At 62.5% G+C, this 24,578-nt stretch carries 17 protein-coding genes and 1 riboswitch; of the genes, 13 read left to right on the top strand and 4 right to left on the bottom strand.

Going from position 1 to position 24,578, the window contains the following annotated elements; all coding sequences use genetic code 11:
* Positions 1-41 precede the first annotated feature (41 nt).
* The 4 genes from uvrB (at position 42) to uvrA (ending at position 6,371) form a co-directional block, all read left to right on the top strand.
* Positions 42-2,009, top strand: coding sequence for an excinuclease ABC subunit UvrB (gene uvrB, locus MR825_RS12690; RefSeq protein WP_186906321.1), 1,968 nt, complete (start codon positions 42-44; stop codon positions 2,007-2,009).
* 268 nt (positions 2,010-2,277) lie between these two features.
* On the top strand, positions 2,278-3,288 hold the full coding sequence (locus MR825_RS12685) for an aldo/keto reductase (RefSeq protein WP_287881043.1): 1,011 nt from the start codon (positions 2,278-2,280) through the stop codon (positions 3,286-3,288).
* The gene (locus tag MR825_RS12680) at positions 3,278-3,487 is read left to right on the top strand and encodes a hypothetical protein (RefSeq protein WP_186906362.1); all 210 of its coding nucleotides are present in this window, start codon (positions 3,278-3,280) and stop codon (positions 3,485-3,487) included. Before MR825_RS12685 ends, MR825_RS12680 begins: the two co-directional genes overlap by 11 nt.
* Positions 3,488-3,548: 61 nt before the next feature.
* Positions 3,549-6,371: an excinuclease ABC subunit UvrA gene (gene uvrA / locus MR825_RS12675; protein ID WP_287881041.1), complete on the top strand. Its 2,823-nt coding sequence runs from the start codon at positions 3,549-3,551 to the stop codon at positions 6,369-6,371.
* A gap of 141 nt (positions 6,372-6,512) precedes the next feature.
* Here uvrA and MR825_RS12670 read toward each other — a convergent pair whose 3' ends face one another.
* Positions 6,513-7,214: a hypothetical protein gene (locus tag MR825_RS12670; protein WP_186906324.1), complete on the bottom strand. Its 702-nt coding sequence runs from the start codon at positions 7,212-7,214 to the stop codon at positions 6,513-6,515.
* 140 nt (positions 7,215-7,354) lie between these two features.
* Between MR825_RS12670 and MR825_RS12665 the strand changes: the two genes are divergently transcribed.
* The 9 genes from MR825_RS12665 (at position 7,355) to MR825_RS12625 (ending at position 17,049) form a co-directional block, all read left to right on the top strand.
* Positions 7,355-8,218, top strand: coding sequence for a class I SAM-dependent methyltransferase (locus MR825_RS12665; RefSeq protein ID WP_186906325.1), 864 nt, complete (start codon positions 7,355-7,357; stop codon positions 8,216-8,218).
* Between the two features lie 16 nt (positions 8,219-8,234).
* Positions 8,235-9,083, top strand: coding sequence for an energy-coupling factor transporter ATPase (locus MR825_RS12660; RefSeq protein WP_186906326.1), 849 nt, complete (start codon positions 8,235-8,237; stop codon positions 9,081-9,083).
* A gap of 80 nt (positions 9,084-9,163) precedes the next feature.
* Positions 9,164-10,030, top strand: a complete 867-nt coding sequence (locus MR825_RS12655) for an energy-coupling factor transporter ATPase (RefSeq protein ID WP_186906327.1) — start codon at positions 9,164-9,166, stop codon at positions 10,028-10,030.
* On the top strand, positions 10,031-10,843 hold the full coding sequence (locus MR825_RS12650; RefSeq protein WP_186906328.1) for an energy-coupling factor transporter transmembrane component T family protein: 813 nt from the start codon (positions 10,031-10,033) through the stop codon (positions 10,841-10,843).
* Between the two features lie 205 nt (positions 10,844-11,048).
* The gene (truA, locus tag MR825_RS12645; RefSeq protein ID WP_186906329.1) at positions 11,049-11,798 is read left to right on the top strand and encodes a tRNA pseudouridine(38-40) synthase TruA; all 750 of its coding nucleotides are present in this window, start codon (positions 11,049-11,051) and stop codon (positions 11,796-11,798) included.
* 109 nt (positions 11,799-11,907) lie between these two features.
* Complete coding sequence (locus tag MR825_RS12640) at positions 11,908-13,095, top strand: DUF5711 family protein (RefSeq protein ID WP_287881038.1); 1,188 nt, start codon at positions 11,908-11,910, stop codon at positions 13,093-13,095.
* A gap of 23 nt (positions 13,096-13,118) precedes the next feature.
* Entirely contained in the window at positions 13,119-13,823 is a 705-nt protein-coding gene (locus MR825_RS12635; protein WP_186906331.1) for a CvpA family protein, read from the top strand.
* A 36-nt stretch (positions 13,824-13,859) separates the two neighbouring features.
* Positions 13,860-14,399: a CDP-alcohol phosphatidyltransferase family protein gene (locus MR825_RS12630; protein WP_287881036.1), complete on the top strand. Its 540-nt coding sequence runs from the start codon at positions 13,860-13,862 to the stop codon at positions 14,397-14,399.
* A gap of 106 nt (positions 14,400-14,505) precedes the next feature.
* A complete protein-coding gene (locus MR825_RS12625) occupies positions 14,506-17,049 on the top strand; it encodes an ATP-dependent Clp protease ATP-binding subunit (RefSeq protein WP_186906333.1) in 2,544 nt (847 codons plus the stop codon).
* A 114-nt stretch (positions 17,050-17,163) separates the two neighbouring features.
* Here the strand turns inward: MR825_RS12625 and MR825_RS12620 are convergent, their stop codons facing one another.
* The 3 genes from MR825_RS12620 to MR825_RS12610 form a co-directional block, all read right to left on the bottom strand.
* Complete coding sequence (locus MR825_RS12620; protein WP_287881034.1) at positions 17,164-23,190, bottom strand: Cna B-type domain-containing protein; 6,027 nt, start codon at positions 23,188-23,190, stop codon at positions 17,164-17,166.
* 50 nt (positions 23,191-23,240) lie between these two features.
* Positions 23,241-23,327: riboswitch (cyclic di-GMP riboswitch) on the bottom strand.
* Between the two features lie 23 nt (positions 23,328-23,350).
* Positions 23,351-23,554, bottom strand: a complete 204-nt coding sequence (locus tag MR825_RS12615; RefSeq protein WP_186906335.1) for a hypothetical protein — start codon at positions 23,552-23,554, stop codon at positions 23,351-23,353.
* 508 nt (positions 23,555-24,062) lie between these two features.
* A partial coding sequence (locus MR825_RS12610; RefSeq protein WP_287881032.1) for a hypothetical protein occupies positions 24,063-24,578 on the bottom strand: 516 nt, incomplete at its 5' end.

Here is a 24,578-nt window from a genome sequence, read left to right as displayed (position 1 = left end):
CTAGAATGGATGTACGAATACGGACGGGAGGAGGGGGCGGCATGCCGAAATTCGAAGTGGTCAGCGAATATACTCCGGCGGGCGACCAGCCGGAGGCCATCGAAGCGCTGGCCGCAGGACTGGAAAACGGGCTGAACGAGCAGACGCTTCTGGGCGTCACCGGCTCGGGCAAGACGTTTACCATGGCCAAGGTGATCGAGGCCGTCCAGCGTCCCACCCTGGTGCTGGCCCACAACAAGACCCTGGCCGCCCAGCTGTGCGCCGAATTCAAGGAATTCTTTCCCCACAACGCGGTGGAGTATTTTGTCTCCTACTACGATTACTACCAGCCCGAGGCCTATATTCCCCATACGGATACCTTTATCGAGAAGGACTCCGCCATCAACGAGGAGATCGACCGGCTGCGCCTGTCCGCCACCGCTTCTCTGATGGAGCGGCGGGACGTGATCGTGGTGTCCTCGGTCTCCTGTATCTATGGCCTGGGCGAGCCGGAGGACTTTGCTAAAATGATGGTCTCCCTCCGGGTGGGGGCCTCAATGGAGCGGGATGAACTGCTGAAAAAGCTCATCGCCATCCGCTACGAACGCAACGACATCGCCTTTGAGCGCAACATGTTCCGGGTCCGGGGGGACACGGTGGAGATCTTTCCCGCCTACTGGCAGGACTCCGCCATCCGGGTGGAGTTCTTCGGGGACGAGATCGACCGCATCAGCGAGATCAACGTGGTCACCGGCGCGCCCATCCGCCGTCTGGAGAACATCCCCGTCTGGCCCGCCACGCACTACGTCACGCCCAAGGAAAAAATGGACGCCGCCGTTCAGGAGATCTACCGGGAGCTGGAGGAGCGGGTGGCTTTTTTCGAGGCCAACAACCAGCTCATCGAGGCCCAGCGCATCAAGCAGCGCACCATGTACGACGTGGAGATGATGCAGGAGCTGGGCTACTGCTCCGGGATCGAGAATTACTCCCGGGTCATCGAGGGCCGCCCGGTGGGCTCTCCCCCCCACACTCTGCTGGATTATTTCCCCAGAGATTTTGTGCTTTTCATTGACGAGTCCCACGTGACCCTGCCTCAGGTGCGGGCCATGTACAACGGCGACCGCGCCCGCAAGACGACCCTGGTGGACTACGGCTTCCGCCTGCCCTGCGCCTTCGACAACCGGCCTCTGAAATTTGAGGAGTTTGAAAAGCGGCTCCATCAAGTGGTCTACGTCTCCGCCACGCCCGGCGAGTACGAACGCTCCCGCTCGGGGCAGATCGTGGAGCAGGTCATCCGGCCCACAGGCCTGCTGGACCCAAGGATCGAGGTGCGCCCGGTGGAGGGGCAGATCGACGACCTGATTGGGGAGATCAACGAGCGCACCCAGCACGCCGAGCGGGTACTGGTCACCACCCTCACCAAAAAGATGGCGGAGGACCTGACCAATTACCTGAAAAACGCAGGCATCAAGGTCCGCTACATGCACCACGACATCGACACCATCGAGCGCATGGAGATCATCCGCGACCTGCGCCTGGGCACATTTGACGTGCTGGTGGGCATCAACCTGCTGCGGGAGGGACTGGACCTGCCGGAGGTGAGCCTGGTGGCCATTCTGGACGCAGACAAGGAGGGCTTTCTCCGCAGCGAGACCTCCCTCATCCAGACCATCGGCCGCGCGGCCCGAAACGCGGAGGGCATGGTGGTCATGTATGCCGACAAGATCACGCCCTCCATGCGCCGGGCCATCGATGAGACCGAGCGCAGGCGCGCCAAACAGGATGCCTTCAACCAGGCCCACGGCATCGTCCCCAAAACCATCATCAAGAGCGTCCGGGACGTGATCGACCTGTCTCAGGGGGAGGATTCCTCCAGGGAGTACGACCCCGACGCGCTTTCGCTCACCAAACCGCAGCGCATGGAGGCCATCGCCAAATTGGAAAAAGAGATGCGGGAAGCCGCCAAACTGTTGGAATTCGAATATGCCGCCATTCTCCGCGATAAGATCGTCAAGCTCCGGGGCGAGTAAGCTTCCCGCAGCTCTTTGGGGCCCCGCACAGCGGGGCGGCGCCTGCGCCGCACAAGCGTTTTGCCTCAGGCAAACCCTTGGCGCAGGGCCGATTTACTCGGCCCGAGCACGTCAGGTACATTCGGGGGTCCCCGGGCGGCGGACGCCGCGCGGGGCGATGCGGGAAGCCGCCAAACTGTTGGAATTCGAATATGCCGCCATTCTCCGTGATAAGATCGTCAAGCTCCGGGGCGAGTGAGCTTCCATTCAGAAAGAAGAGGGTTCCGCCATGCAATCTGTTATTTTAGGTAAAACCGGACTGAACGTCTCCCGGCTCTCCTTTGGGGGCATCCCCATCCAGCGCGCCGACGCGGCCAACACCCGCGCGGTGGTGGATCAACTGGAACAACACGGCGTCAACTTTCTCGACACCGCACGGGGCTATACCGTCTCGGAGGACTACCTGGGCGCGGCGCTGGAGGGCCGCCGGGATCATTTCATCCTGGCCACCAAAAGCATGTCCCGGGACTACGCCGGCATGCAGAAGGACATCGACGCCAGCCTTGCAGACCTGCGTACCGGCCATATCGAGCTCTACCAGCTCCACAACCTGTCGGAGCGCGACTTTGACCGGGCATTCGGCCCCGAGGGGGCGTACCGCGCCCTGGCGGAAGCCAAGGCCGCCGGCAAGATCGGGCATATCGGCGTGACCACCCACAGCGCAGACGCCCTGCGCCGCCTGGTGGAGGAATACGGCGACCGTCTTGAAACGGTCATGTTTCCCTATAATATCGTGGAGACCCAGGGGCACGACGTGCTCGCCCAGGCCCAAAAGCAGGGGATCGGCACCATCGCCATGAAGCCCTTGGCAGGGGGCAATCTGGAGGACGCCGCCCTAGCCCTTCGCTTCATCGCCGCCGCCGGGGTATGCGACGTGATCCTGGCGGGGATGGGCGCGCCGGAGGAAGTGGCCCGGAACGCCGCCGTAGACCTCTCCGCCCCCTTTACCGCGGCGGAGCAGGCGCAGGCCGAGGCCCTCCGCAAGACCCTGGGCTCCACCTTCTGCCGCCGGTGCGGCTACTGCGCGCCCTGTCCCAACGGCATCGATATCCCCACCAATTTCCTGCTGGCCAACTACCTGCGCCGGTACGGACTGGCGGACTGGGCCCGGGAGCGCTATCAGGCCCTGCGCTACCACGCGGGCTCCTGCGTCCAGTGCGGCGCCTGCGAGCGCCGCTGCCCCTACGGTCTGCCCATCCGGGACATGCTGGGCGGGGTGGCCAAGGATTTTGGTTACTGAGCGGTTGGCCGGCCCTGCGCCCGTCCTGGAGCAGCTGGGCATATTGTTGGCGATCTGGGGCCCCTTCCTGACCGGCCTGCTGTCTTTTGCCCTGCTCTGCGTGGCCGCCCGGCCCCGGCCGCCCCGGCGGCTGCGGGTCCTTGCCGGCCTGCCTGGGGCCGGCATCCTGCTTTGGGCCCTGTGGTACTATCTGTTTTAATCCCGCTTCGAAACCCGGCCCGCCGGGGCCGACTGTCGTCACAAAGGAGAACCCAACGATTATGCTCGACCACATTTACGTCAAAGGCGCACGGGAAAACAATCTGAAAAACATCGACGTGGAGATTCCGCGGGACAAGCTGGTGGTGCTCACCGGCGTATCCGGAAGCGGCAAGTCCTCCCTGGCCTTTGAGACCATTTATGCCGAGGGCCAGCGCCGGTACGTGGAGTCCCTCAGCTCCTACGCCCGCATGTTCCTGGGTCAGATGGAGAAGCCCGACGTGGACTATATCGACGGCCTGTCCCCCGCCATTTCCATCGACCAGAAGACCACCTCCAAAAACCCCCGCTCCACCGTGGGTACCGTCACCGAGATCTACGACTATCTGCGCCTTCTGTGGGCCCGGGTAGGCACGCCCCACTGCCCCAAGTGCGGCAAGGAGATTCAGCAGCAGACCATCGACCAGATCATCGACCAGGTGATGACCCTGCCCGAAGCCACCCGGGTACAGGTGCTCGCCCCCGTGGTGCGCGCCCGGAAGGGGGAACACCAGAAGCTCTTTGAGGACGCCCGCAAGTCCGGTTATGTCCGGGTACGGGTGGACGCTTCCCTGTATGACCTGAGCGAGGAGATCAAGCTGGACAAGAACAGGAAGCACAACATCGAAGTGGTCGTGGACCGGCTGGTCATCCGGCAGGACATCGCCCGCCGCCTGACCGACAGTGTGGAGACCGCCTCCGCCCTGGCGGGCGGCCTGGTCATCCTCAACATCGTGAACGAGGACCGTGATATCCTGTTTTCCCAAAATTATGCCTGTGAGGACTGCGGCATCTCCATTGAGGAACTCACGCCCCGCATGTTTTCCTTCAACAATCCCTACGGCGCCTGCCCCACCTGCACCGGACTGGGCGCACAGCTGAAGGTGGACCCGGACCTCATCCTCCCCAACAAAAAGCTCTCCATCCTGGAGGGGGCCATCACCGCCTCCGGCTGGAACAACATCAAGGGCGATTCCATCTCCCGCATGTACTTTGACGCCCTGGCCAAAAAGTACGGCTTCAAGCTCAGCACGCCGGTGGAAGAGCTGCCCGCGGAGATCCTGGACCGGATCCTCTACGGCACCCAGGGGGAAAAACTCAAGCTGACCTACGAGCGCGGCAACGGGCAGGGGACCCTGTACCAGGCGTTCGAAGGCGTGGTGAACAATCTGGAGCGCCGCTACCGGGAAACCCAGAGCGACGGTATGCGCCGGGAGCTGGAGGAGTGCATGAGCCAGCGTCCCTGCCCCGACTGCGGCGGAAAACGGCTGAAAAAAGAGGCTCTTTCGGTCACCGTGGGCGGCATCAGCATCCATGATTTCTGTCAGAAACCGGTCACGGAGGCCCTGGACTTCGTAGAACATCTGGAGCTCTCCGCCCAGAAAATGCTCATTGCGGAACGCATCCTGAAGGAGATCAGGTCCCGCCTGGGCTTTCTGCGGTCGGTGGGCCTGCAGTACCTCACCCTGAGCCGGGCGGCGGCCACCCTCTCCGGCGGCGAAAGCCAGCGCATCCGTCTGGCCACCCAGATCGGTTCCTCCCTGATGGGCGTGCTCTATATTCTGGACGAGCCCTCCATCGGCCTGCACCAGCGGGACAACGACATGCTGCTGGACACCATGAAGCACCTGCGGGATCTGGGCAACACCCTGCTGGTGGTGGAACACGACGAGGACACGATGCGCGCGGCCGACTATATCGTGGATATCGGCCCCGGCGCGGGCGTCCATGGCGGCGAGGTGGTGGCCTGCGGCACCGCCGAGGAGATCATGAACGCCCCCGGCTCCCTCACCGGCGACTACCTGTCCGGCCGGAAGAAGATCCCCGTCCCCGCCCAGCGGCGGACCGGCAGCGGCAGGTCTCTGATCATCCGGGGCGCGGCGGAAAATAATCTGAACCAGGTGGACGTGTCCATCCCCCTGGGCACCTTCACCTGTGTCACCGGCGTATCCGGCTCGGGCAAATCCAGCCTGGTCAACGAGATCCTCTATAAAAAGCTGGCCTGCGACCTGAACCACGCCAAATGCCGGGCGGGGAAGCACGAGCGCATCGAGGGCGAGGAATTCCTGGATAAGATCATCGCCATCGATCAATCCCCCATTGGCCGCACGCCCCGCTCCAACCCGGCCACCTATACGGGACTGTTCAACGATATCCGGGATCTGTTCGCCTCCACTCCCGACGCCAAGAGCCGGGGCTACGGCCCGGGGCGCTTCTCCTTCAACGTGCGGGGCGGGCGGTGCGAGGCCTGCCAGGGCGACGGGCTGCTGAAGATCGAGATGCACTTTCTGCCCGATATCTATGTGCCCTGCGAGGTGTGCAAGGGCAAGCGGTACAACCGGGAGACTCTGGAGGTCCGCTACAAGGGCAAAAACATCTATGAAGTGCTGGACATGACGGTGGAGGAGGCTCTCCCCTTCTTTGAGCACCTGCCCAAACTGTACAACAAGCTTCAGACGCTGTATGAGGTAGGGCTCTCCTACGTAAAGCTGGGCCAGCCCTCCACCACCCTTTCCGGCGGCGAGGCCCAGCGGGTCAAGCTGGCCACGGAGCTCTCCAAGCGCTCCACCGGCTCCACCATCTACGTGCTGGACGAGCCCACCACCGGCCTGCACACCGCCGACGTCCACAAGCTGATTGAGGTGCTGCAAAAGCTGGTGGACGCAGGCAACACCGTAGTCGTCATCGAGCACAACCTGGATGTCATCAAAACCGCCGATCACATCATCGACCTGGGTCCCGAGGGCGGCGACGGCGGCGGAAGCATTGTGGTAACGGGAACTCCAGAGGAGGTGGCGCAATGCGCCGCCTCCTATACGGGGCAGTATCTCAAACGGATGCTGTGAACCCTACGCGCTGCAACATACAGAAAACGGGCGGCCTGCGGCCGCCCGTTTTTTCCATCTGTCAAACAGTCCCCCTGCGCTCCGATTGTCCTGCGTTCCCGTTGCGGAGGACGGCCGCCCGCAACAGCCCTCTGCCGCTCCTTATTGAGCGTCCAGAGGCAGCGGGCGGGGCGGCCGGGGACCCAGTTCCGTCCGGCAGGTCTCGGCGAGGCCTTCCAGCGCCTCGTCCTGCCGCTCCAGCTCCGCCGAGAGGCCGTCCAGCATACCGCGTACCTGCTCCAGTTCCCCGCCCGCATGGGACAGGGTGGCGTCCATGCTGGTCCGCAGGCGGTCGTACTCGTTCTGGACCCGGCCCAGCCAGTGCTCCACCTGCTCCCGCATCTTTTTGACCCGCTCGGCCGCCTCAGCCTCCACCTGTTCGGCCCGGCAGTGGGCCTCCAGCTCCATACCGGCGGTGCGGTCCTTCACGCTCTCATAGGCTGCGGCGGCGGGCTCCGCCTTGGCAAGCCGCGCCTGGGCGTCGGCCAGGCCGCGCTCGGCCGCTTCGGCCCGTGCGCGGGTCTGCTCCAGCTCGGCACGCAGTGCTTCGGCCTGCTCCTGCGCCTGTTTCTGCTGGGCGGACAACGTCTCCCCCTCGGCGGCAAGGCACTCGGCCCGGTCCTTGGCGGCGGCCAGTTCCTCCTCCAGCTCCGCCCGGGCTTTGGCGCCCTCCTCAAGTTCCCGCTTGAGGGCCTCCAGCTTTTCCTGCTGCTCCCGGCTGCGGCTATCGATAAAGTCCAACACGTCCTGCTTCTGGAAGCCTCCAAAGGCGGCGGTGCGGAACTGCAGCTCTCCGGCGCTCATGGCGAACACCCTTTCTCTACAAAAATCGTGTCTATTTTATCACAATTTCCCGGACAGTACAATCATTTCTTCCAATTGACTGGTTCGGAACACAATGATATAATAGGATGATTATGACAACATTAAGGCGAGGGGCGCGTATGTGGCGATCAGATCACTGGAACGAGTATGAACTGCTGGACTGCGGCGCAGGCGAGCGGCTGGAGCGCTGGGGCAAATACCTGCTGGTGCGGCCTGATCCCCAGGCCATCTGGCAGCGGGAGGGCAGCCATCCCGGCTGGAAGCGGCACGACGGACGCTATCAGCGCTCCAGCACCGGCGGGGGCGCATGGGTCAAGAAGGACCTGCCGGAGCGGTGGACGCTGGATTATGGCGCGCTGACCTTCAACATCAAGCCCATGAATTTCAAGCATACCGGTCTGTTCCCCGAACAGGCCGCCAACTGGGACTTCGCCATGCAGGCCATCCGCGCCGCCGGCCGGCCGGTGAGCGTGCTCAACCTGTTCGCCTACACCGGCGCGGCCACCATCGCCTGCGCGGCGGCGGGGGCCAGCGTGTGCCATGTGGACGCGGCGAAGGGCATGGTCTCCTGGGCGCGGGAAAACGCCAAAAGTTCCGGCCTGGAGCAGGCGCCGATCCGCTGGATCGTCGACGACTGCGGCAAATTCGTGGAGCGTGAGATCCGGCGGGGACGCCGGTATGACGCGGTCATCATGGACCCGCCCTCTTATGGCCGCGGCCCATCCGGTGAGATCTGGAAGCTGGAGGAAAACCTGCCCCTTTTTCTGGAGCTGGCGGCCCAGGTGCTCTCCGACGCGCCCATCTTCTTTCTCATCAACTCCTATACCACCGGCCTCTCCCCCTCGGTGCTCACCTATCTGCTGGAGACCATCGTGTCCCGCAGGTACGGCGGCCACACCGAGAGCCAGGAGCTTGGCCTGCCCGTTACCGCCACTGGCCTTTCCCTGCCCTGCGGCGCCACGGGGCGGTGGGTATGCGGCTGAATCGGAGGGAATGCATATGAGTCAGTCCATTATCAAAACGCAGCAGCTCCGCTTTTCCTACGCCGCCGACGAGGGGTCCGTCCCTCCGGTGGTGCTGGACGGGGTAGATCTGGAAATCGCGGAGGGGTCCTTCGTGGCCGTGCTGGGGCATAACGGCTCCGGCAAATCCACCCTGGCCAAGCATATGAACGCCATCCTGCTCCCTACCGGGGGCAAGGTATACGTCAGCGGCATCGATACCGCCGACGAGGACGCTCTGCTGGACATCCGCCGCACCGTGGGCATGGTGTTCCAGAACCCGGACAACCAGATCGTAGCCAACGTGGTGGAGGAGGACGTGGCCTTTGCCCCGGAGAATCTGGGCGTGCCCTCCGAGGAGATCCGCCGCCGGGTGGACGAAGCCCTGCGGCAGGTCGGCATGTACGAATATCGGGAGCATGCCCCTCATCTGCTCTCCGGCGGTCAGAAGCAGCGGGTGGCCATCGCGGGCGTCATCGCCATGCGCCCCCGGTGTATCGTGCTGGACGAGCCCACCGCCATGCTGGACCCCATCGGCCGCAGCGAGGTCATGAAGACCATCCGCGCACTTAACCGCACCAGCGGCGTCACCGTGGTGCTGATTACCCACCACATGGACGAGGCCGCCATGGCCGACCGGCTGGTGGTCATGGCCAAGGGCAAGATCGTCTCCGACGGCCCGCCCCGACAGGTCTTCCGGCAGGTGGAGGCCCTCAAGTCCGTTGGTCTGACGGTGCCGGAGACCACCGAGCTTTTATGGCAGCTGCGCCAGGCGGGCGTGGACGTTCCCCTGGACGCGCTTTCCGACGAGGAGTGCGCCCAGGCGCTGTACCGGCTGCTGCAATAAGGACCGGGCCGCCCGGCCAGACGGCCCGCGCGGGCGTTACCCTGCGGGGGATGCACCAATTGATAAAGGAATGAAGCCATTTGGAACCGATCATTCAGACGGAAAAGCTCTGTCATATCTACTCGGCCGGTACCCCGTTCGAACGGGGCGCCCTGGTGGACGTGGACTTCACCGCCTACCGCGGAGAGTACCTGGGCATCATCGGCCACACCGGCTCGGGCAAATCCACCCTCATCCAGCACCTCAACGGCCTGCTGAAGCCCACCTCCGGCCGGGTCCTGTTTGAAGGGCGCGACATCTGGGAAACCAAGGAGCGCACCCGGCAGACCCGCTTCCAGGTGGGGCTGGTCTTCCAGTACCCGGAGTACCAGCTGTTTGAGGAGACGGTATACAAGGACATCTCCTTCGGCCCCCGGAATATGGGGCTGGACGCGGGGGAGATCGATCGCCGGGTACGGCAGGCCGCCCAGTTTGTGGGCCTGAAGGACGAGGTGCTGGAGAAGTCCCCCTTCGAGCTCTCCGGCGGCCAGAAGCGCCGGGTGGCCATCGCGGGCGTCATCGCCATGGAGCCCTCCGTGCTCATTCTGGACGAACCCACCGCCGGGCTGGACCCGGTGGGTGTGGAGAACATCCTGCAGAACATCCACGACTACCATACCGCCAAAAACGCCACCATCCTCATCGTCTCCCACTCCATGGAGGAAGTGGCCCGGACGGTGGACCGTCTGGTGGTGGTGGACGACGCGCGCATCCCCTTCTCCGGCTCCCCCCGGGAAGTGTTTGCCCACGGGGACGAGCTGGAGCGCATGGGGCTTGGCGTGCCCGCCATGACCCGGGTGTTCCACCGGCTGAAGGCCCTCGGCGTGGACATCGACCCTTCGGTCTACACCATCGAGCAGGCCAAGTGCGCGGTGCTGGCCGCGCTCAGGCGGAAGGGGGCGGTGTAAATGGCGCTCAAGGATATCACGCTGGGCCAGTATTTCCCCGGAAACACCCTGCTGCACCGGCTGGACCCCCGTACCAAGCTGCTGGGCACCGTGGCCTATATCGTGGCGCTGTTCCTGGCCAAGGGCATCGTGGGCTACGCCGTCCTGCTGGCCGTTCTGGCCGCGCTCATCGCCGTATCCAGGGTGGGGCTGAAGACCATCCTGCGCGGGATGAAGCCCATCCTGGTCATCATCATCATCACCGCCGTGCTCAACCTGTTCTACACCCCCGGAGCGGGGGAGCCCCTGGCCGCCTTCTGGATCTTCAAGATCTATCCGGAGGGCATCTGGGCGGCCGTTTATATGATCCTGCGCATCGCCATGCTCATCGCCTGTACCTTCCTGCTGACCTATACCACTTCCCCCATCCTGCTCACCGACGGGCTGGAAAAGCTGCTGGGACCCCTGAAGGCCATCCGAGTCCCCGTCCATGAGCTGGCCATGATGATGTCCATCGCCCTGCGCTTTATCCCCACGCTGATCGAAGAGACCGACAAGATCATGTCCGCCCAGAAGGCCCGGGGGGCCGATTTCGACACGGGCAGCCTGATGCAGAAAGCCCGGGCCCTGGTGCCTTTGCTGGTGCCTCTGTTCATCTCCGCGTTCCGCCGGGCCGACGAGCTGGCGGTGGCCATGGAGTGCCGCTGCTATCACGGCGGCGAGGGACGCACCCGCCTGCGGGTGCTCCGCTTCCGGGGCGCCGACGTGGCCGCACTGGCCGGCAGCGCGGCTCTGTGCGTGCTGGTAGGCGTGCTGCGGCAGTTCGGGCTTTAGATCCTTGTTTGGGAGCTTGTGCAAACGCCAACCGGCGAGTCCTTGCTCCTCGGTGCGGCCACCCCCGCGCCGCCGCGCCGGGCGCCTGTTTGAATGCCCGCGGAAGGACGAATGGGCGTCGGTCTTGGAACCGGTTCCGGTTCCAAGCCTCGAACGATCCCCAGACCTCTAATTTTAGAAAAAATTAATGTGAGCTTAAACCGCTATGAGGAATATTGCGTTACGATTGATGTATGTAGGCACCGCCTACCACGGCTGGCAGGTCCAGAAAAACGCCGTCTCTGTGGAGGAGACGCTGGAAAAAGCTCTGGCACAGGTGGTGGGCCATCCGGTCAAATGCACCGGGGCAGGCCGCACCGACGCCGGCGTCCATGCCGAAACCTATATCGCCAACTTCCATACCAGCTCCCGCATCCCCTGCGACCGGCTGCCCCTGGCGGTGAATACCCGCCTGCCCGAGGATATCGTGGTGGTCCGGGCCGGCGAGGTAAGCAGCGCGTTCAACGCCATCGGCTCCTGCCTGAAAAAGGAGTACACTTACCGCATCTACAACTCCCGTATCCGCAACGCCTTTCTGGTGGACCGGGTATGGTTCTATCCCAAGCATCTGGACGAGTCCGTCATGGCCCGGGCAGCCGCCCACTTCGTGGGTACCCATGATTTCAAGGCCGTCCAGTCGGTGGGCACCGAGGTGCGCTCCACCGTGCGCACGGTACATTACTTTACCGTTGCGCGCAGGGGCGATCAGATCGACTGCCGGGTCTGTGCCGACGGCTTTCTCTATAACATGGTGCGGGCCATGGTGGGCACCTGCGTCTACGCCGCCGAGGGCAAATTCTCCCCCGATGACGTACCGGCCATCCTGTCCGGCCGCAACCGCACCGCCGCCGGACCCACGGTCCCTCCCGGCGGGTTATATATGACCCAATTGTGGTATGGCGAGGATGTACCCTAACGGTTCGGCTGCGCCCCCCGCGCCAACCGGCGGATGAGATAGGATGAACTTGCGGCGCCGGCAGGACGTACAGCGGCTCGGCCACATATTCCCCGATCAGGAGCATAAAATGGAAGAAATCAGCGGGGGCCGTCCGGCCCCCAAACTGCAAAAACCAAATCTGCTGCGGCGGCTGCTGGCCTTTCTGCTGACGGTCGCTCTGGTCGTGGGCGCCGTGGCCCTGGTGGCCTGGCGCGACAGGATCAACCTGGATTCCATCCGGCGCTGGTTCTCTTACCGCAATCTGGAGCGCAGCGACAGCGGACAGGCGGAGACCTTTTCCTACGGCGGCAGCGCGTCCGACACCTTCGCCAACCTGGACGGAGACCTGCTGGTCTGCTCCCCTACTGGCTTTCAGCTCTATTCGGGCAGCGGCACCCTGTATGTGGACGAGACCGTACTGCTGGAACACCCGGTGGTAAGCGCCTGCGGCAAACGGGGCCTGGTCTACGACGCCGGGGGACAGGAGCTGTTCGTGCTCTCCGGCCGGGAGGTGGCCTTTACCCTCTCCCAGGAGACCGAGCGCTCCCTGATCTCCGCCTCGCTCAATCCGAACGGGTGGCTGGTCCTGGTCAGTCAGGAGCACGGGTATAAGGGCAGCGTTACGGTCTACGACGGAAGCTATGCCCCCGTCATGCGGCTTGACCTGTCCAGCCGCTTCGTCATGGACGCGGCCCTTTCCCCCGACAACAAGACCGTCGCTGTCCTGACCGTAGGTCTGGAGGAGGGCAGCTTTGACTGCCGGGTAGACCTGTACCGGCTGGACCATGACGCCGGCAGCGCCGCGCCCGACGCGTCCTGCTCCGTGGGCAACAACGCGCCCCTGGCCCTGCGCTGGACGGATGACGGCATCTGGCTGTTGGGCGAGAACGGCGTGTACCGGGTGGACGGCTCCGGCGCTTTGGGCGGCGGCTATACCTACAGCGGACGCTATCTGAAGGGCTTTTCGCTGGAGGGCGACGGCTTTGCCGCGCTTCTGCTGGGCAAGTACCGTGCGGGCAGCAATGCCGTGCTGACCATCGTGGACGGCGCGGGCGCGGTACAGGCCTCCTTGTCCATTGACGAGCAGGTGCTCTCTCTTTCCGCCGCCGGGCGGTATGTGGCGGTGCTCACGGCCGACCGGCTGGACCTGTATGACCAGCAGCTCGGCCTCTACGCCACGCTGGACGGCACCCAGGGGGCCCGCCGCGTGCTGATACGCAGCGACGGTACCGCCATGCTCATCGGCAGCGGCGAAGCCCGGCTCTATGTTCCCTGATCCTACCACGCAGGAGGCATCTCATGGCAGCTTTTCTCCTTTTTGACCTGATCGTACTGGCCGTGCTGGTGATCTTCACCCTGCGGGGCGCCTGGCGCGGGCTGGTGCTCTCCCTGTGCTCTCTGCTGGCGGTGGTGGTGGCGTTCGCCGGGGCCAGCTTTCTGGCCCGCACCGTCTCTCCCATGGTGGCCCAGGCCCTGGAGCCGCGCTTCGCCGCCGCTATCGAGACCCGTCTGGAGGACGCGCTGGAACAGCGTGTGGCAGAGGGGGAGCAGGCCGTGCTCACCACCGAAGACGTCCCCCTGGAGGGTGTGCTGGACATCCTGCGCGATATGGGGCTCTACCAAAATCTGATCGGCGCGGTGGACCGTGCCGTGGAACAGGGCGTGGCGGAGATCGCCGCCAGCGCCGCGGCGGCGGTGGCCGCCGCCGTGGCCCAATCGGTCGCCTACCTGGTGCTCTTCCTGGCGGGATTTCTCCTCCTGCTGGCGGCATGGACTTTGGTGAGCCGCGCTCTGGATCTGGTCGCCCGGCTGCCGGGGCTGCATTTTCTCAACAAAACGCTGGGCGGCCTTTTCGGGCTGATCCAGGGGTGTATTCTTCTGTTCGTCGCGGCCTGGCTGATCCAGTTTTCCGGCCATCTGATCCCGGAAGAGACGGTGGAACAGACCCGCCTGCTTCGCTTTTTTATGGACACCAACCCCTTCGCTCTCTTGAGCGGACTGTAACGCCGCACCGGCGTGCAAAGGAAATTCAGGTGACTTATGACGATTCCAAACTTGCTCTCCCTGCTTCGCCTGGCCTTGGTGCCGGTATTTGCCCTGGTCTACTTCTCCTGCGCTCCCAACGCCCATCTCTGGTCCGCCGTTCTCTATCTGGCCGCGTTTGTCACGGATGTGGCCGACGGCTGGATCGCCCGGCGCTTCAACCAGATCACCCGTCTGGGCCGCATTCTGGATCCGATGGCCGACAAGCTGATGACCTTCATCGTGATCCTCTGCCTTACTGCGGACGGAGTGATCCCTGTATGGGCGGTCGTGATCTTCTTCTGCAAGGAACTGGCCATGGCCATCGGCGGCTATCTCATGTATCGGGCGCGGGGGGACGTGATCTCCTCCAACTGGCTGGGCAAGAGCGCCACCGGCGTGTTCTTCGTGGTGTGCGCCGCTCTGGTCCTTTTCCCCGCTATTCCAAGGCCCTGGGCCGTGCGGATGATCTCCGCGGCCCTCGTCCTGACGGTAGCCGCCTTTTTCAGCTATCTGTACCAATTTGTCAAGGGATTGGAAAAAAGAAAATCCCACTGATTCATACGCAGTTCATAATTTCGGATTAGAATCATTTCTCAAAAGGAATGTTATCTCAGGGGCGTTCCGCTGCGATTCGGAAGCGCTCCGGAAGGAGTTGAAATAGATGCAACCCACACTTTGCTCCAGATGTCACAAAAACGTCGCCGTCATCTTCATTCAGAAGATGGAGGGCGGCACCACGAAGAGTGAAGGCCTCTGCCTGAAATGCGCCAAAGAAATGGGCATCAAGCCCGTGGAAGATATGATCCAGAAAATGGGTATCACCGACGAGGACCTGGAGGGCCTGACCAACGAGATGATGTCGGCCTTCGGCGGCGCCGAGGGCATGGAGGGCCTGATGGCCCAGGATGAGGACGGCGACGAGGACGACGAGGACGGCAAGACCGCTACCTTTCCCTTCCTGAATAAGCTGTTCGGCTCCGCCCAGAACCCCGGCCAGCCCCCTGAGCGTGAGGCTTCCCGCCCCGCCCGGGAGGAAAAGGAAAAGAACGGCAAGGGCGAAAAGCAGCCCAAACGCAAATTCTTGGAAAATTACTGCATCTCCCTGACGCAAAAGGCCGCCGACGGCAAGCTGGACCGCATCGTGGGCCGGGATGAGGAGATCCAGCGCACCATTCAGATCCTGAACCGCCGCCAGAAGAACAATCCCTGCCTCATCGGCGAGCCCGGCGTGGGCAAGACCGCCATTGCGGAAGGTCTGGCGCAGAAGATTTATGAGCGGGACGTACCCTACAAGCTGCTGGATAAGGAGGTCTACCTGCTGGATCTGACCGCCCTGGTGGCGGGCACCCAGTTCCGGGGCCAGTTTGAAAGCCGCATGAAGGGGCTCATCGAGGAGATCCGCAAGCTGGGCAATATCATTCTGGTCATCGACGAGGTCCACAACATCGTGGGCGCCGGAGATGCCGAGGGAAGCATGAACGCGGCCAATATCCTCAAGCCCGCTCTGAGCCGCGGAGAGATCCAGGTCATCGGCGCCACCACCCTTACGGAGTACCGCAAGTACATCGAAAAGGACTCCGCCCTGGAGCGGCGCTTCCAGCCCGTCATCGTGGAGGAGCCCTCCATTGAGGATTCCGTCAAGATCATCCAGGGCATCGCCCCCTACTATGAGCACTATCATTTCGTGTACATCTCCCCGGAGATGTGCCGCCTGGCCGTGACCATGAGCGAGCGGTATATCACCGACCGCTTCCTGCCCGACAAGGCCATCGACCTGATCGACGAGGCCTGCTCCGACGTGAACCTGCACAATAAGGGCCTGGCCCGCAGCGTGGAGGTCAAAAAGGAGCTGGAATCCCTCTCCAAAGAGCGCGAAGACCTGATGAGCGAGGCCAACCAGCGGGACTACAAGCGCCAGACCGCCCTGAAGAGCAACGAGCAGCGCCAGGCGGAGATCCGCCGGGAGCTGGCCAAGCTCAACGCCGAGCACGATTCCCTCACGGGAAACCCCGCCACGCAGGAGGCCCTGCGCTCCAACGAGCACCGGCAGGCCAGCTACCAGCGGGAGCTGGCCAACCTGAACCGGGAGCGGGAGACCCTGCTCTCCGATGAGGGGGCCGGCCACGACTACGAGCGCCTGGCCGCCATCAAGAGCCGGGAGATCCAGCTCCAGGAGGAGCTGGGCCGTCTGGACGCCCAGAGCGCGCCTCCCCTGACGGTGGAGCACCTGGCCCGGGTCATCGAGCTGTGGACCAAGATTCCCGCCAGTCAGATCCAGGAGGCGGAGTACGAGCGTCTGGCCCAGCTGGAGGAGCGTCTCAAGGAACACCTGATCGGCCAGGACGACGCCGTCCACGCCGTGGCCAACGCCGTGCGGCGGGGCCGGGTGGGCATCGCCTCCAAACGCAAGCCCGTTTCCTTCATCTTTGTGGGCTCCACCGGCGTGGGCAAGACCGAACTGGTCAAGCGGCTTGCTCAGGATCTGTTCCACTCCCCCGAATCGCTGATCCGGCTGGACATGTCCGAGTTCATGGAGAAGTTCAGCGTCTCCCGCATCATCGGCTCCCCTCCGGGCTACGTAGGCTACGATGAGGCCGGCCAGCTGACCGAGAAGGTGCGGCGCAAGCCCTACTGCGTCATCCTCTTCGACGAGATCGAGAAGGCCCATCCGGATGTGCTGAACATCCTGCTTCAGATCCTGGACGACGGTCACATTACCGACGCCCAGGGCCGCAATGTGAACTTCGAGAACACCGTCATCGTCATGACCTCCAATGCGGGCAGCAGCTCCAATGCCTCCGGCAGCGTGGGCTTCGGCCGCACTGCGGGCGAGCAGGGCCGTGAGCGGGCCATGAAGGCGCTGGAGAGTTTCCTGCGGCCGGAATTCATCAACCGGGTCGATGAGATCGTTTACTTCAACCGTCTCAGCGAGGACAACTTTAAAGCCATCGCTTCCATCATGCTGGACGAGCTGAAAACCACCCTGGCGGAAAAGGGTATTACCTTCACCTGGGACGACGTTCTGCTGGACTACCTGGTCAAAAAGTCCTATTCCCAGACCTACGGCGCCCGTAATCTGCGCCGTCAGATCCAGAAGGACCTGGAGGATGCGATTGCCACCAAGCTGATCGAGAGCTACAAGGCCCCCATCCACAGTCTCCACGCCACCGCCGATGGCGCGCATGCCTTGGTGGAGGCTCAGTAATCAGCTTCAAAATGCGAGGCGCTCCGCCCTGCGGAGCGCCTCGCATCTGCTGTGACCGGGTCAAAAAAGCCGTGCCCCGTGCTGTATGCACGGGGCACGGCTTTTTCAAGCGCTTCAGTCCTCTTCTTCGCCCTTCTTGCGGCCGATCATGATGATCAGGCCAGCGGCGGACAGGGAGGCCGCCAGGGCCAGCAGGCCCAGGGTCGCGGTGGGATCCACCGCGCCGGCAACTGCGCCGGTCTGCGGCAGGTCGCCCAGCGGGGGCTCCTCTTCGGGGATCTCCACCTCTTCCGCAGGAGGCTCAGGCGTGGGCACCGGCTCCACAGGAGCGGGCTCCAGCGGTGTGGGCTCCTCGGGGATATCCGTCTCCACCGGCTCCGGAGTGGGGGTGACGCTGGGCTTCGGAGTGGGCTTCGGGGTGGGCTTCGGAGTCGGATGCACAGGCGGATCGTAGGGGGTAGGCGTCGGAGTGGGCACGACCTTTTCGTCGTGCAGCTCGTAGACCAGCGTGAGCACATAGATGGTGTCCGGCTCTTCCAGCTTTACGCCATCCTGCGGCTGGCTCTTCTGGCTCTGGTACACATAGGTGCTCCGGCCGTCCGTGCTCTTGTAGCTGTTCGGATTCAGGTCGCTCAATTTGATCTCCTGATCCTTGCTGCCCTCGACGGTGTCTCCGGTCACCTTCAGGGTGTCCGCCGTGATCAGGGTTCCGTTCTCATCGTAGTGGTAGTACTCCCGGTCCACGCGGTAGAGATACTGATCACTGGCGCGGTAGGTGTTGGTGATGGTCAGGCCGTCCGCCGCGCTGCCGCCGTAGGTGACCTCGTAGTAGTCGCCGCCGAACTTCACCATGTTCATGGCGATGGAGGAGCCGCCTTCGTTATCGCCGCCCAGGTCGGGGGTCATAATGGACTGCGCGCCCCACTCCTGAACGGTATACCGGATCTCATGGCCGTCGCTGGAGAGCGCATACTTGGGCAGATTCGTCCAGGTATAGCTCCAGGTACCTTCTTCACCGGCCGTGAGCGTGACCGGGTTCGTCACGCCCTCCATTGCCACCCAGTTCTCATCGCCGTACAGATATACGGTGACCGACTCGGGCAGGACGATCCCCTCGGGGGCATTCCAGATCTTGGTGACCGTCAGTTCTGCGATGTACTCCTGTTCGATGGTATTGAGGAAGACGTTTCCGGCCCCCTCCGTCACCGTATACACATGGCCGTTGGAGGCATGGACCTTGCCGTCCGCGCCGACGACCTCTTTCACCACGTAGGTGTACTCGTTGCGGCCGTCATCATACTTGGGCAGCTGAGCGCCGTCGGCGTCGGTGGTAATGGTCTTGGCCCAAGCCGTTCCGTCCTCGTTCCGATCGGCGTCGGTGAGGGTGATCTCCAGGCTGAATCCGTCGTCCTGCGTCGTGCCGACCCAGCGGGTCAGGGTAAACTTGGCCTCGGCTGCGGCGGGGCCCTTCCACATCTTGGTCACCGTGACCTCGACATGATCCTGCTGCAGGGTGTTGGTCACAGAATAGCCATTGATGACCACGTCGTAAGTGCTGCCGCCCCAGGTAACCGTGGTCTTCCCGGTGGCTGCATCCGTCACCGCGCCGCTCTCCTGGATGGTATAGGCAAATTCATGGCCGTCCATCGCAGAGTAGGCGGGAAGGTCCTCATACAGATAGGTAAAGGTGCCGTCGTCGTTCGCCGTAACCGTGGGCGCAGCAGGCGCGTCCACGCCGGTCAGTTCCGTGCCGTCCCGCAGGATGAGGAAGGAAGCGTCCGCACCGGTATGGGCGGCAGCGCCGTCCACCCAGGTCTTGGTGATGCTGATATCCTTGGTACCGGCGTTAAAGGTGTTGACGAAGCGGATGACGCCGTCCTCACCGGTGGTGTTGGCAGGCGTATAACGAGCCGCCAGAGCGGTCTCCTCCATGGTCTCCACGATGGTATAGATGTTCTTCGTGCAGGTGTTGCCGTTGAAGGTGTACTGGTCCAGATCCTCAAAGGTCAGGCTGCCGATGCCCGTAGTCTCATCATACACCATGGCCTTGGTCTGGTTTGTGGTCACGCCGTTCTTATGGAGGGTAAAGGTCAGCGCGGGCCGGTAAGCGGGATCCCCGCCGCTCCATTCCTTGGTGGCGGAAACGCTCACCTTGCTCTGCCCCACCGTGTTGACCACGTTCCAGACATAACCGCTCTGCACATTGCCGGAGGAGCTGTAGGTAACCGTATAGGTCTCGCCATCGGCGCCGTAGGGCTTGAATTCGGCCCCGTTCTCCAGCGCTTCGCCGCCCAGCAGCTCCCGGACGGTATAATTGATGCGCTTGCCGTCGTCATAAGCAGGCACCGAGATCGTAGTGGTCCAGACCGGCTCCCCTTCGTTTGTAACCGGGAGGTACACGGTCCGCGGCGCTACGTTGTCGCTGTTGGCAGCGCTGACCGTAAAGGCAACGGTATCATGGCTGCTGCGGGCGTCCACCCAGGTCTTGGAGATGGTCAGGCTGGCGGTATCGCCTTCCAGAATATTGGTGATATCGTAATCACCCACGTTCTTGGCCTCACCCTTCCCGTAGCTGGCGGTATAATTGGGAACCGCATCTTCGCGCACGGTATAGGTGATCTTCGCACCGGTTTCATCGTACTTGGGCAGATCCTCCCACTTGTAGTGGGTCTCCTCGGCCCAGGCCCAGGTGCCCGCCGTGGCGACGATGCCGCCGGCCGGTCCTCCCTCGCCCTCGGGTGCGCCGTCCAGCAGTTCCAGTCCGTCCAGGCCCGCGACGCCGATGAAGCGGGCCGCCGCCAGTGCGCCGGACAGGACCGCATCGCCGCCGTCGGCAGTGGGCTCCGCGGTGGGCTCGACTGTGGGCTCGACTGTGGGCTCGATCGTGGGCTCGACTGTAGGTTCGGTGCTGGGCGTTTCGGTGCTTTCCGGCGTTGCGTCGTTCAGCTCCACGCTCTGGTTACGGTCGGCGGTCAGGACCCTCGCCTGCCCCTCGACTTCCACTTCGTTTGCATAGAGCCGGACGGTAATGGACCCGGGCCGGGTGTCGTTGGTGTTGCCCTCGTCGTCCCAGCGCTTGTCACCCTCGATGGTCAAGCTGCCCTTGAGGGTGTTGGTGATGGTCACGCTGCCATCCTGGTTGTTTTTATAGCCGACCTCGAACCAGTCGCCGTCATCCAGGGCGATCTTGCCGTTGCTCTCGCCCTGCTCCTTGACGGTGTATTCAATGGCCTCGCCGTTGGCGTCGGCAGTCGGAATCGCGTAGGTCTGCGCGTCTTCGCCCGTTCCGACCGTAATCTCGGTACCCTTCAGGGCATACACGGGCAGGCCGGTGAAAGAGAACGCCGGGCTGCTCTCCGTGACCTCAGCGGTGATGCCGGTGGCCTTACCGTTGGCATACAGCTCGATCGTGGCGGTCTTGTCCGCGCTGTCCAGCGCCGCGGCCACCCAGACCTTGGTACCGGCGATCGAGGCATTCTTGGGGTCGGTGATGGTATTGGTCAGCTTCCCGGTCGCCTGGTCACAATGGATCGTATAGGTGTGATCGTTGAATGTCACGGTGCCGTTGACAGGCTTGTTATCTGCGCCCAGCTCCGCCACGGTATAGTGGACCTCATTGCCGGAATTGTCATACGTGGGAACGCGGAAGGTGTGGGACCAGCCGGGAGCGCTCAGCACAGCAGAATCCACGATGGTGCTGCCGTGCATCACCGCGACGGTAACGCTGCTCTGGTCGGCGGCGGGACCTTCCCATTCCTTCGTGACGGTGATGTCCGTCTTTGCGTCTCTGACATTGGTGATGGTATTGCCCGCTGTGGAGACCAGCGGGACGGCCGGTGTGACGGTACGGTAGCCGGTCACCTCCCGCTCCACGGCCACATAAGCGATATCCTTGCCATCCTCGTCCTTGGTAGGCAGTTGTATGGTGGTATCGCTCCAGCCGTTCCCTTGGGTCAGCTCCAGCGTATCCACAGGCGCTTTCACCGCGTCGTAGATCGGCGTTCCGTCCTGGGTGGCGCCGGTCATCACATAAATGTCGACGGAAACCGTCGTGCCGTCCGTGGGCGCGCTGCCGGCGGGCAGCCAGCTCTTGGTGACGGTGAAGCTCTTCTTCTGCGGATCGCGGGTGTTCCGAACGATATGGGGGGCATTCGCGGTGATCTCCGTGCTGCCCACATAGACCTTGCCCCACTTCACCGTGATCGCCGTCTGAGCGTCGCTGAGAGAAGGGGTAATGAAGCCGGAAGGGGCCTGGGTCTCAGTCAGGGTATATGCATGGCCGGACGGGATGTTCGTAATATTGACAAAGCCATTTTCGTTGGAAAATACCGTTCCACTGCTCCAAGCATTCGCTTGCGCATGGGAGCACGCTGCGCAGTCGGTATTATGCACCAGCGTGAACTGTGCGTCTTTCTGCGGCGTTCCCTTTTGGTCCGTCTTCAGAATAAGGCTCGCAGTGCTCGCTTCCATGCCGTGGACGCTCGGTCTCAGGAACTCGCCCGTCTTCAGATCATCTGGACTGGTGGGCCAGTTCCCGTCCGTGTCCGCCACCATATACTTCAGTGTAGCTAATCGATTTGTATCCTCCACAGCGGCAGGGCTCGTATTCAAATTATCCAGACGAATACGGTAGCGATACGTATAGCCGAGCGTTCCGCTGACCATCTTACCATCCTGCACCACGACGTTTGTAATCCTGGGGTCATACTCCGAGTTCAGGATATTCCATTCAAAGGACCTTCCATCTGCAGCGAATGTCACCGCGTTATTGATGTAAGAACCGCTGCTTTTGCCTGCAACCGGAACCGCTTCAAGATACTCGATCTTTTCGCCCATCTCGTCATTGACCTTCCACGCCTGGGCGGCCGTTGCGATTTGAGCGGCAATATCAGAAAAGCTGTCAAACAGGCCGGTGGCCTGCCCGTTGTATGCCTCTGTAGAAAAGGCGCTCAACCACTGTCCTACGGTTGTACTTTTGGTCGTCTTCGGATTGGCACTCTTCCAGTCGCCAAAGGGTTTTTTATCCCAAACAACTGTATAGGTTCCATCATTATTCTTTTCCTTGCCAAAGCAAATAGAATACAGCCTGGAAAGGCTTGTGATACTGCGAATCGCCGCGGCCTCGTCGCCTACGTCTTCTGCGTCCGCTTCTGTAGTGCTACTACCGCCGCCCTTCGCCCCGCTAATACTGCTGGTGCTGGAGCTGTCGTTCGAGACGTGGTACGTAGGATTGCCATCGGTGAGCAGAATCGTATACAGGTAGTTGATACCCTGAATCTTCTGATAGGCATCGCTCAGAACATAACCGGAATCGCCCCGGCCCGCCTTCAGCAGGTTCTTCGCCAGCATCAGGCCGCCCTCGATGTTGGTGCCGCCGTTTTTAGAATTGCCGTGGGCGACTTCAACTCCGTTGATTGCTGCGATGGCGGCATCCATTCCCGGCTGTGTCCTAATATCCACCCAGTTCAGCTCCCGCCGAGCGTTGGAGCCAAAGGAGACGACGGCCACCATACGACGTTCGCCTTCCTTAGCGCCGGTCTCATTGGCAAACTGATTCAGGAAACTCAGGGCCGCGGCCTGCGCATCGGCCAACCGGGAACGATAGGCGCACGTTCCAGCGGTTGTCGTGGTTACTTCATTGTGTTCCCAGAGCGTCTTGTGGCAATGCCGACAATCATAGCGTCCGCCTAAACCGTAGCTATGCCAGTGCTCCTTATAAGTATTCCCTGAGGTACCAGAGCAATAATACTCCGTGTGAGATTCCCCTTGATGGATAGGGTCATCCTCTTCCTTGCCACAGTTGACACAGTCATCCATAGAATTTGACACATCAATCGCCAAGGCCACCGCTGCATCAGGCGTAGACGCCGGGATTTCCGTCAATTTCTGGTTGGTCTGCACCTGAAGGGTAACGATAAATTCGTTTTCCGTTGTGGTCCCCTCAACCATTTTAGTCATTTTGACTACGATTCCGTCTTCCCCCAATGTCCCCTCTTGATACTGGGTTCCATCGGTATCGTAGTAAACAGTTCCGCCTGGGTTGCTGATCTGCTGATTGCTGCTCTCCGCCGCCGCCGCCGTGATGGGCAGCATGCCCAGCAGCAGCACGGCTGTCAGCAGCAGGGACAGGGTCCGTTTCATTCTTTTTGCCATCTTGTTTCAATTCCTCCTTAAAATAAGAGAAGTGGAACAGTGGCAGCCGGACCGGCGTGGCGGTCGCCCGCTGTAGCCTCCTGGCTTTGCGTCCCGCCCTTTCGGACGGTTTGCCTTTGCACGGTGTTCATGGGGCCGCTTGGTGTGCTCAGTCTTGCTCTGGTTGCTTACTCTCTTCCGTTGCTGCCTGCTCCAGCAGGGCGCTGTCGATGAGGCGAATCAGCTCCAAGGCGCTCCGGAAGGGCTGTGTCTTTTGTCCATCCGTCCAGGTCACGGTTCCCTGCCATGTGGCATTCTGCGTATTCAGGATCTGTACCACAAAGGTCTCCCGTTTTCCTGCCGCCTGTTTCATAGGCAGCCATCACCTCCCGTCCTGCCTGCTGCGCAGGTCTTACGGTATCTACTGTGCTTCTTACTATAAAGTCCAGCAGATACATTTCGGTTACATTTTAAAAATTCGCCGTCACTTTTTCTTTTTTCTTGTTGGCGCTGCCCTGCATCGGCGCGGCGCCGGCCGCTGCCGCCGCGTCCGGCCGGGTCCGCTCGCAGAATGGCATGCGCCAAACAGCGTAAAATCAGGCTGCCCGGCAAAGCCGGGCAGCCTCAGCTTGTCGAAAAAGGCCAAAGGCCTTTTTCGACAGAGGGATGCATGACGGACAGGGCTCGATTCTTGCAGAAAAGTCGCCCTGTCCGTTATGAGAGGTGTCATTTCCGACGCGCATGTCGCCGGAAATGACGGAGCTTCCTTTCCTTCCGTCGTCTGCGGACGACGGAACTCTGCGAGGCTCTTCTCCAGGAGGGCTTTTCGACAGCCTGACACCCGGGACAGATGTCCCGGGTGTTTTTCCGCTCCATTCCAATCAGGTTAGGGTATAGCTCCCCCGGACCAGCACGGTGAGGTCGGTGACGGCCTTCAGGCCCCTGCCTTCGGCCGTGGTGAGATAGAGGTGGTTGGGCTCCACCGCCCCGCCGGAGGCCAGGGTGCCGCCGCCGGTGGTATCGATGAGCCCCGGGGCCGAGGCCGCCACCGCAGTGGCCGAGCCGGAGCGCAGCAGGAACTCGAAGCCGGTGGCGCCGGTGAGCTGCCGACCTGCCGCCACATTCACCACTGTAAAGGCGGAGGAGGTCCCCGCCATGCCCGTCCCAGCCGAGCCGGACAGCTTCTGCTCCATGTCCCGCTCGTACCGGGCGATGGAGGCATCCAGCCGGTCCACCAGCGCCTGCTCCCGCTGGTCCAGTCTGTCATCTACGTCGGAGAGAATCTGAGGCGCCGTCACTTCGTTTATGTAGCTCATGGTCACCAGCGGGTCAGTCTGGGTCCCCTGGGACGCCCCCAGGAACACCGCCGCCGCTCCCACCGCCAGCACAGCCGCCAA

Source organism: Lawsonibacter sp. (assembly GCF_022777125.1).
GTDB lineage: Bacteria > Bacillota > Clostridia > Oscillospirales > Oscillospiraceae > Lawsonibacter_A > Lawsonibacter_A hominis.
This window is presented reverse-complemented; position numbering and strand designations above follow the sequence as displayed.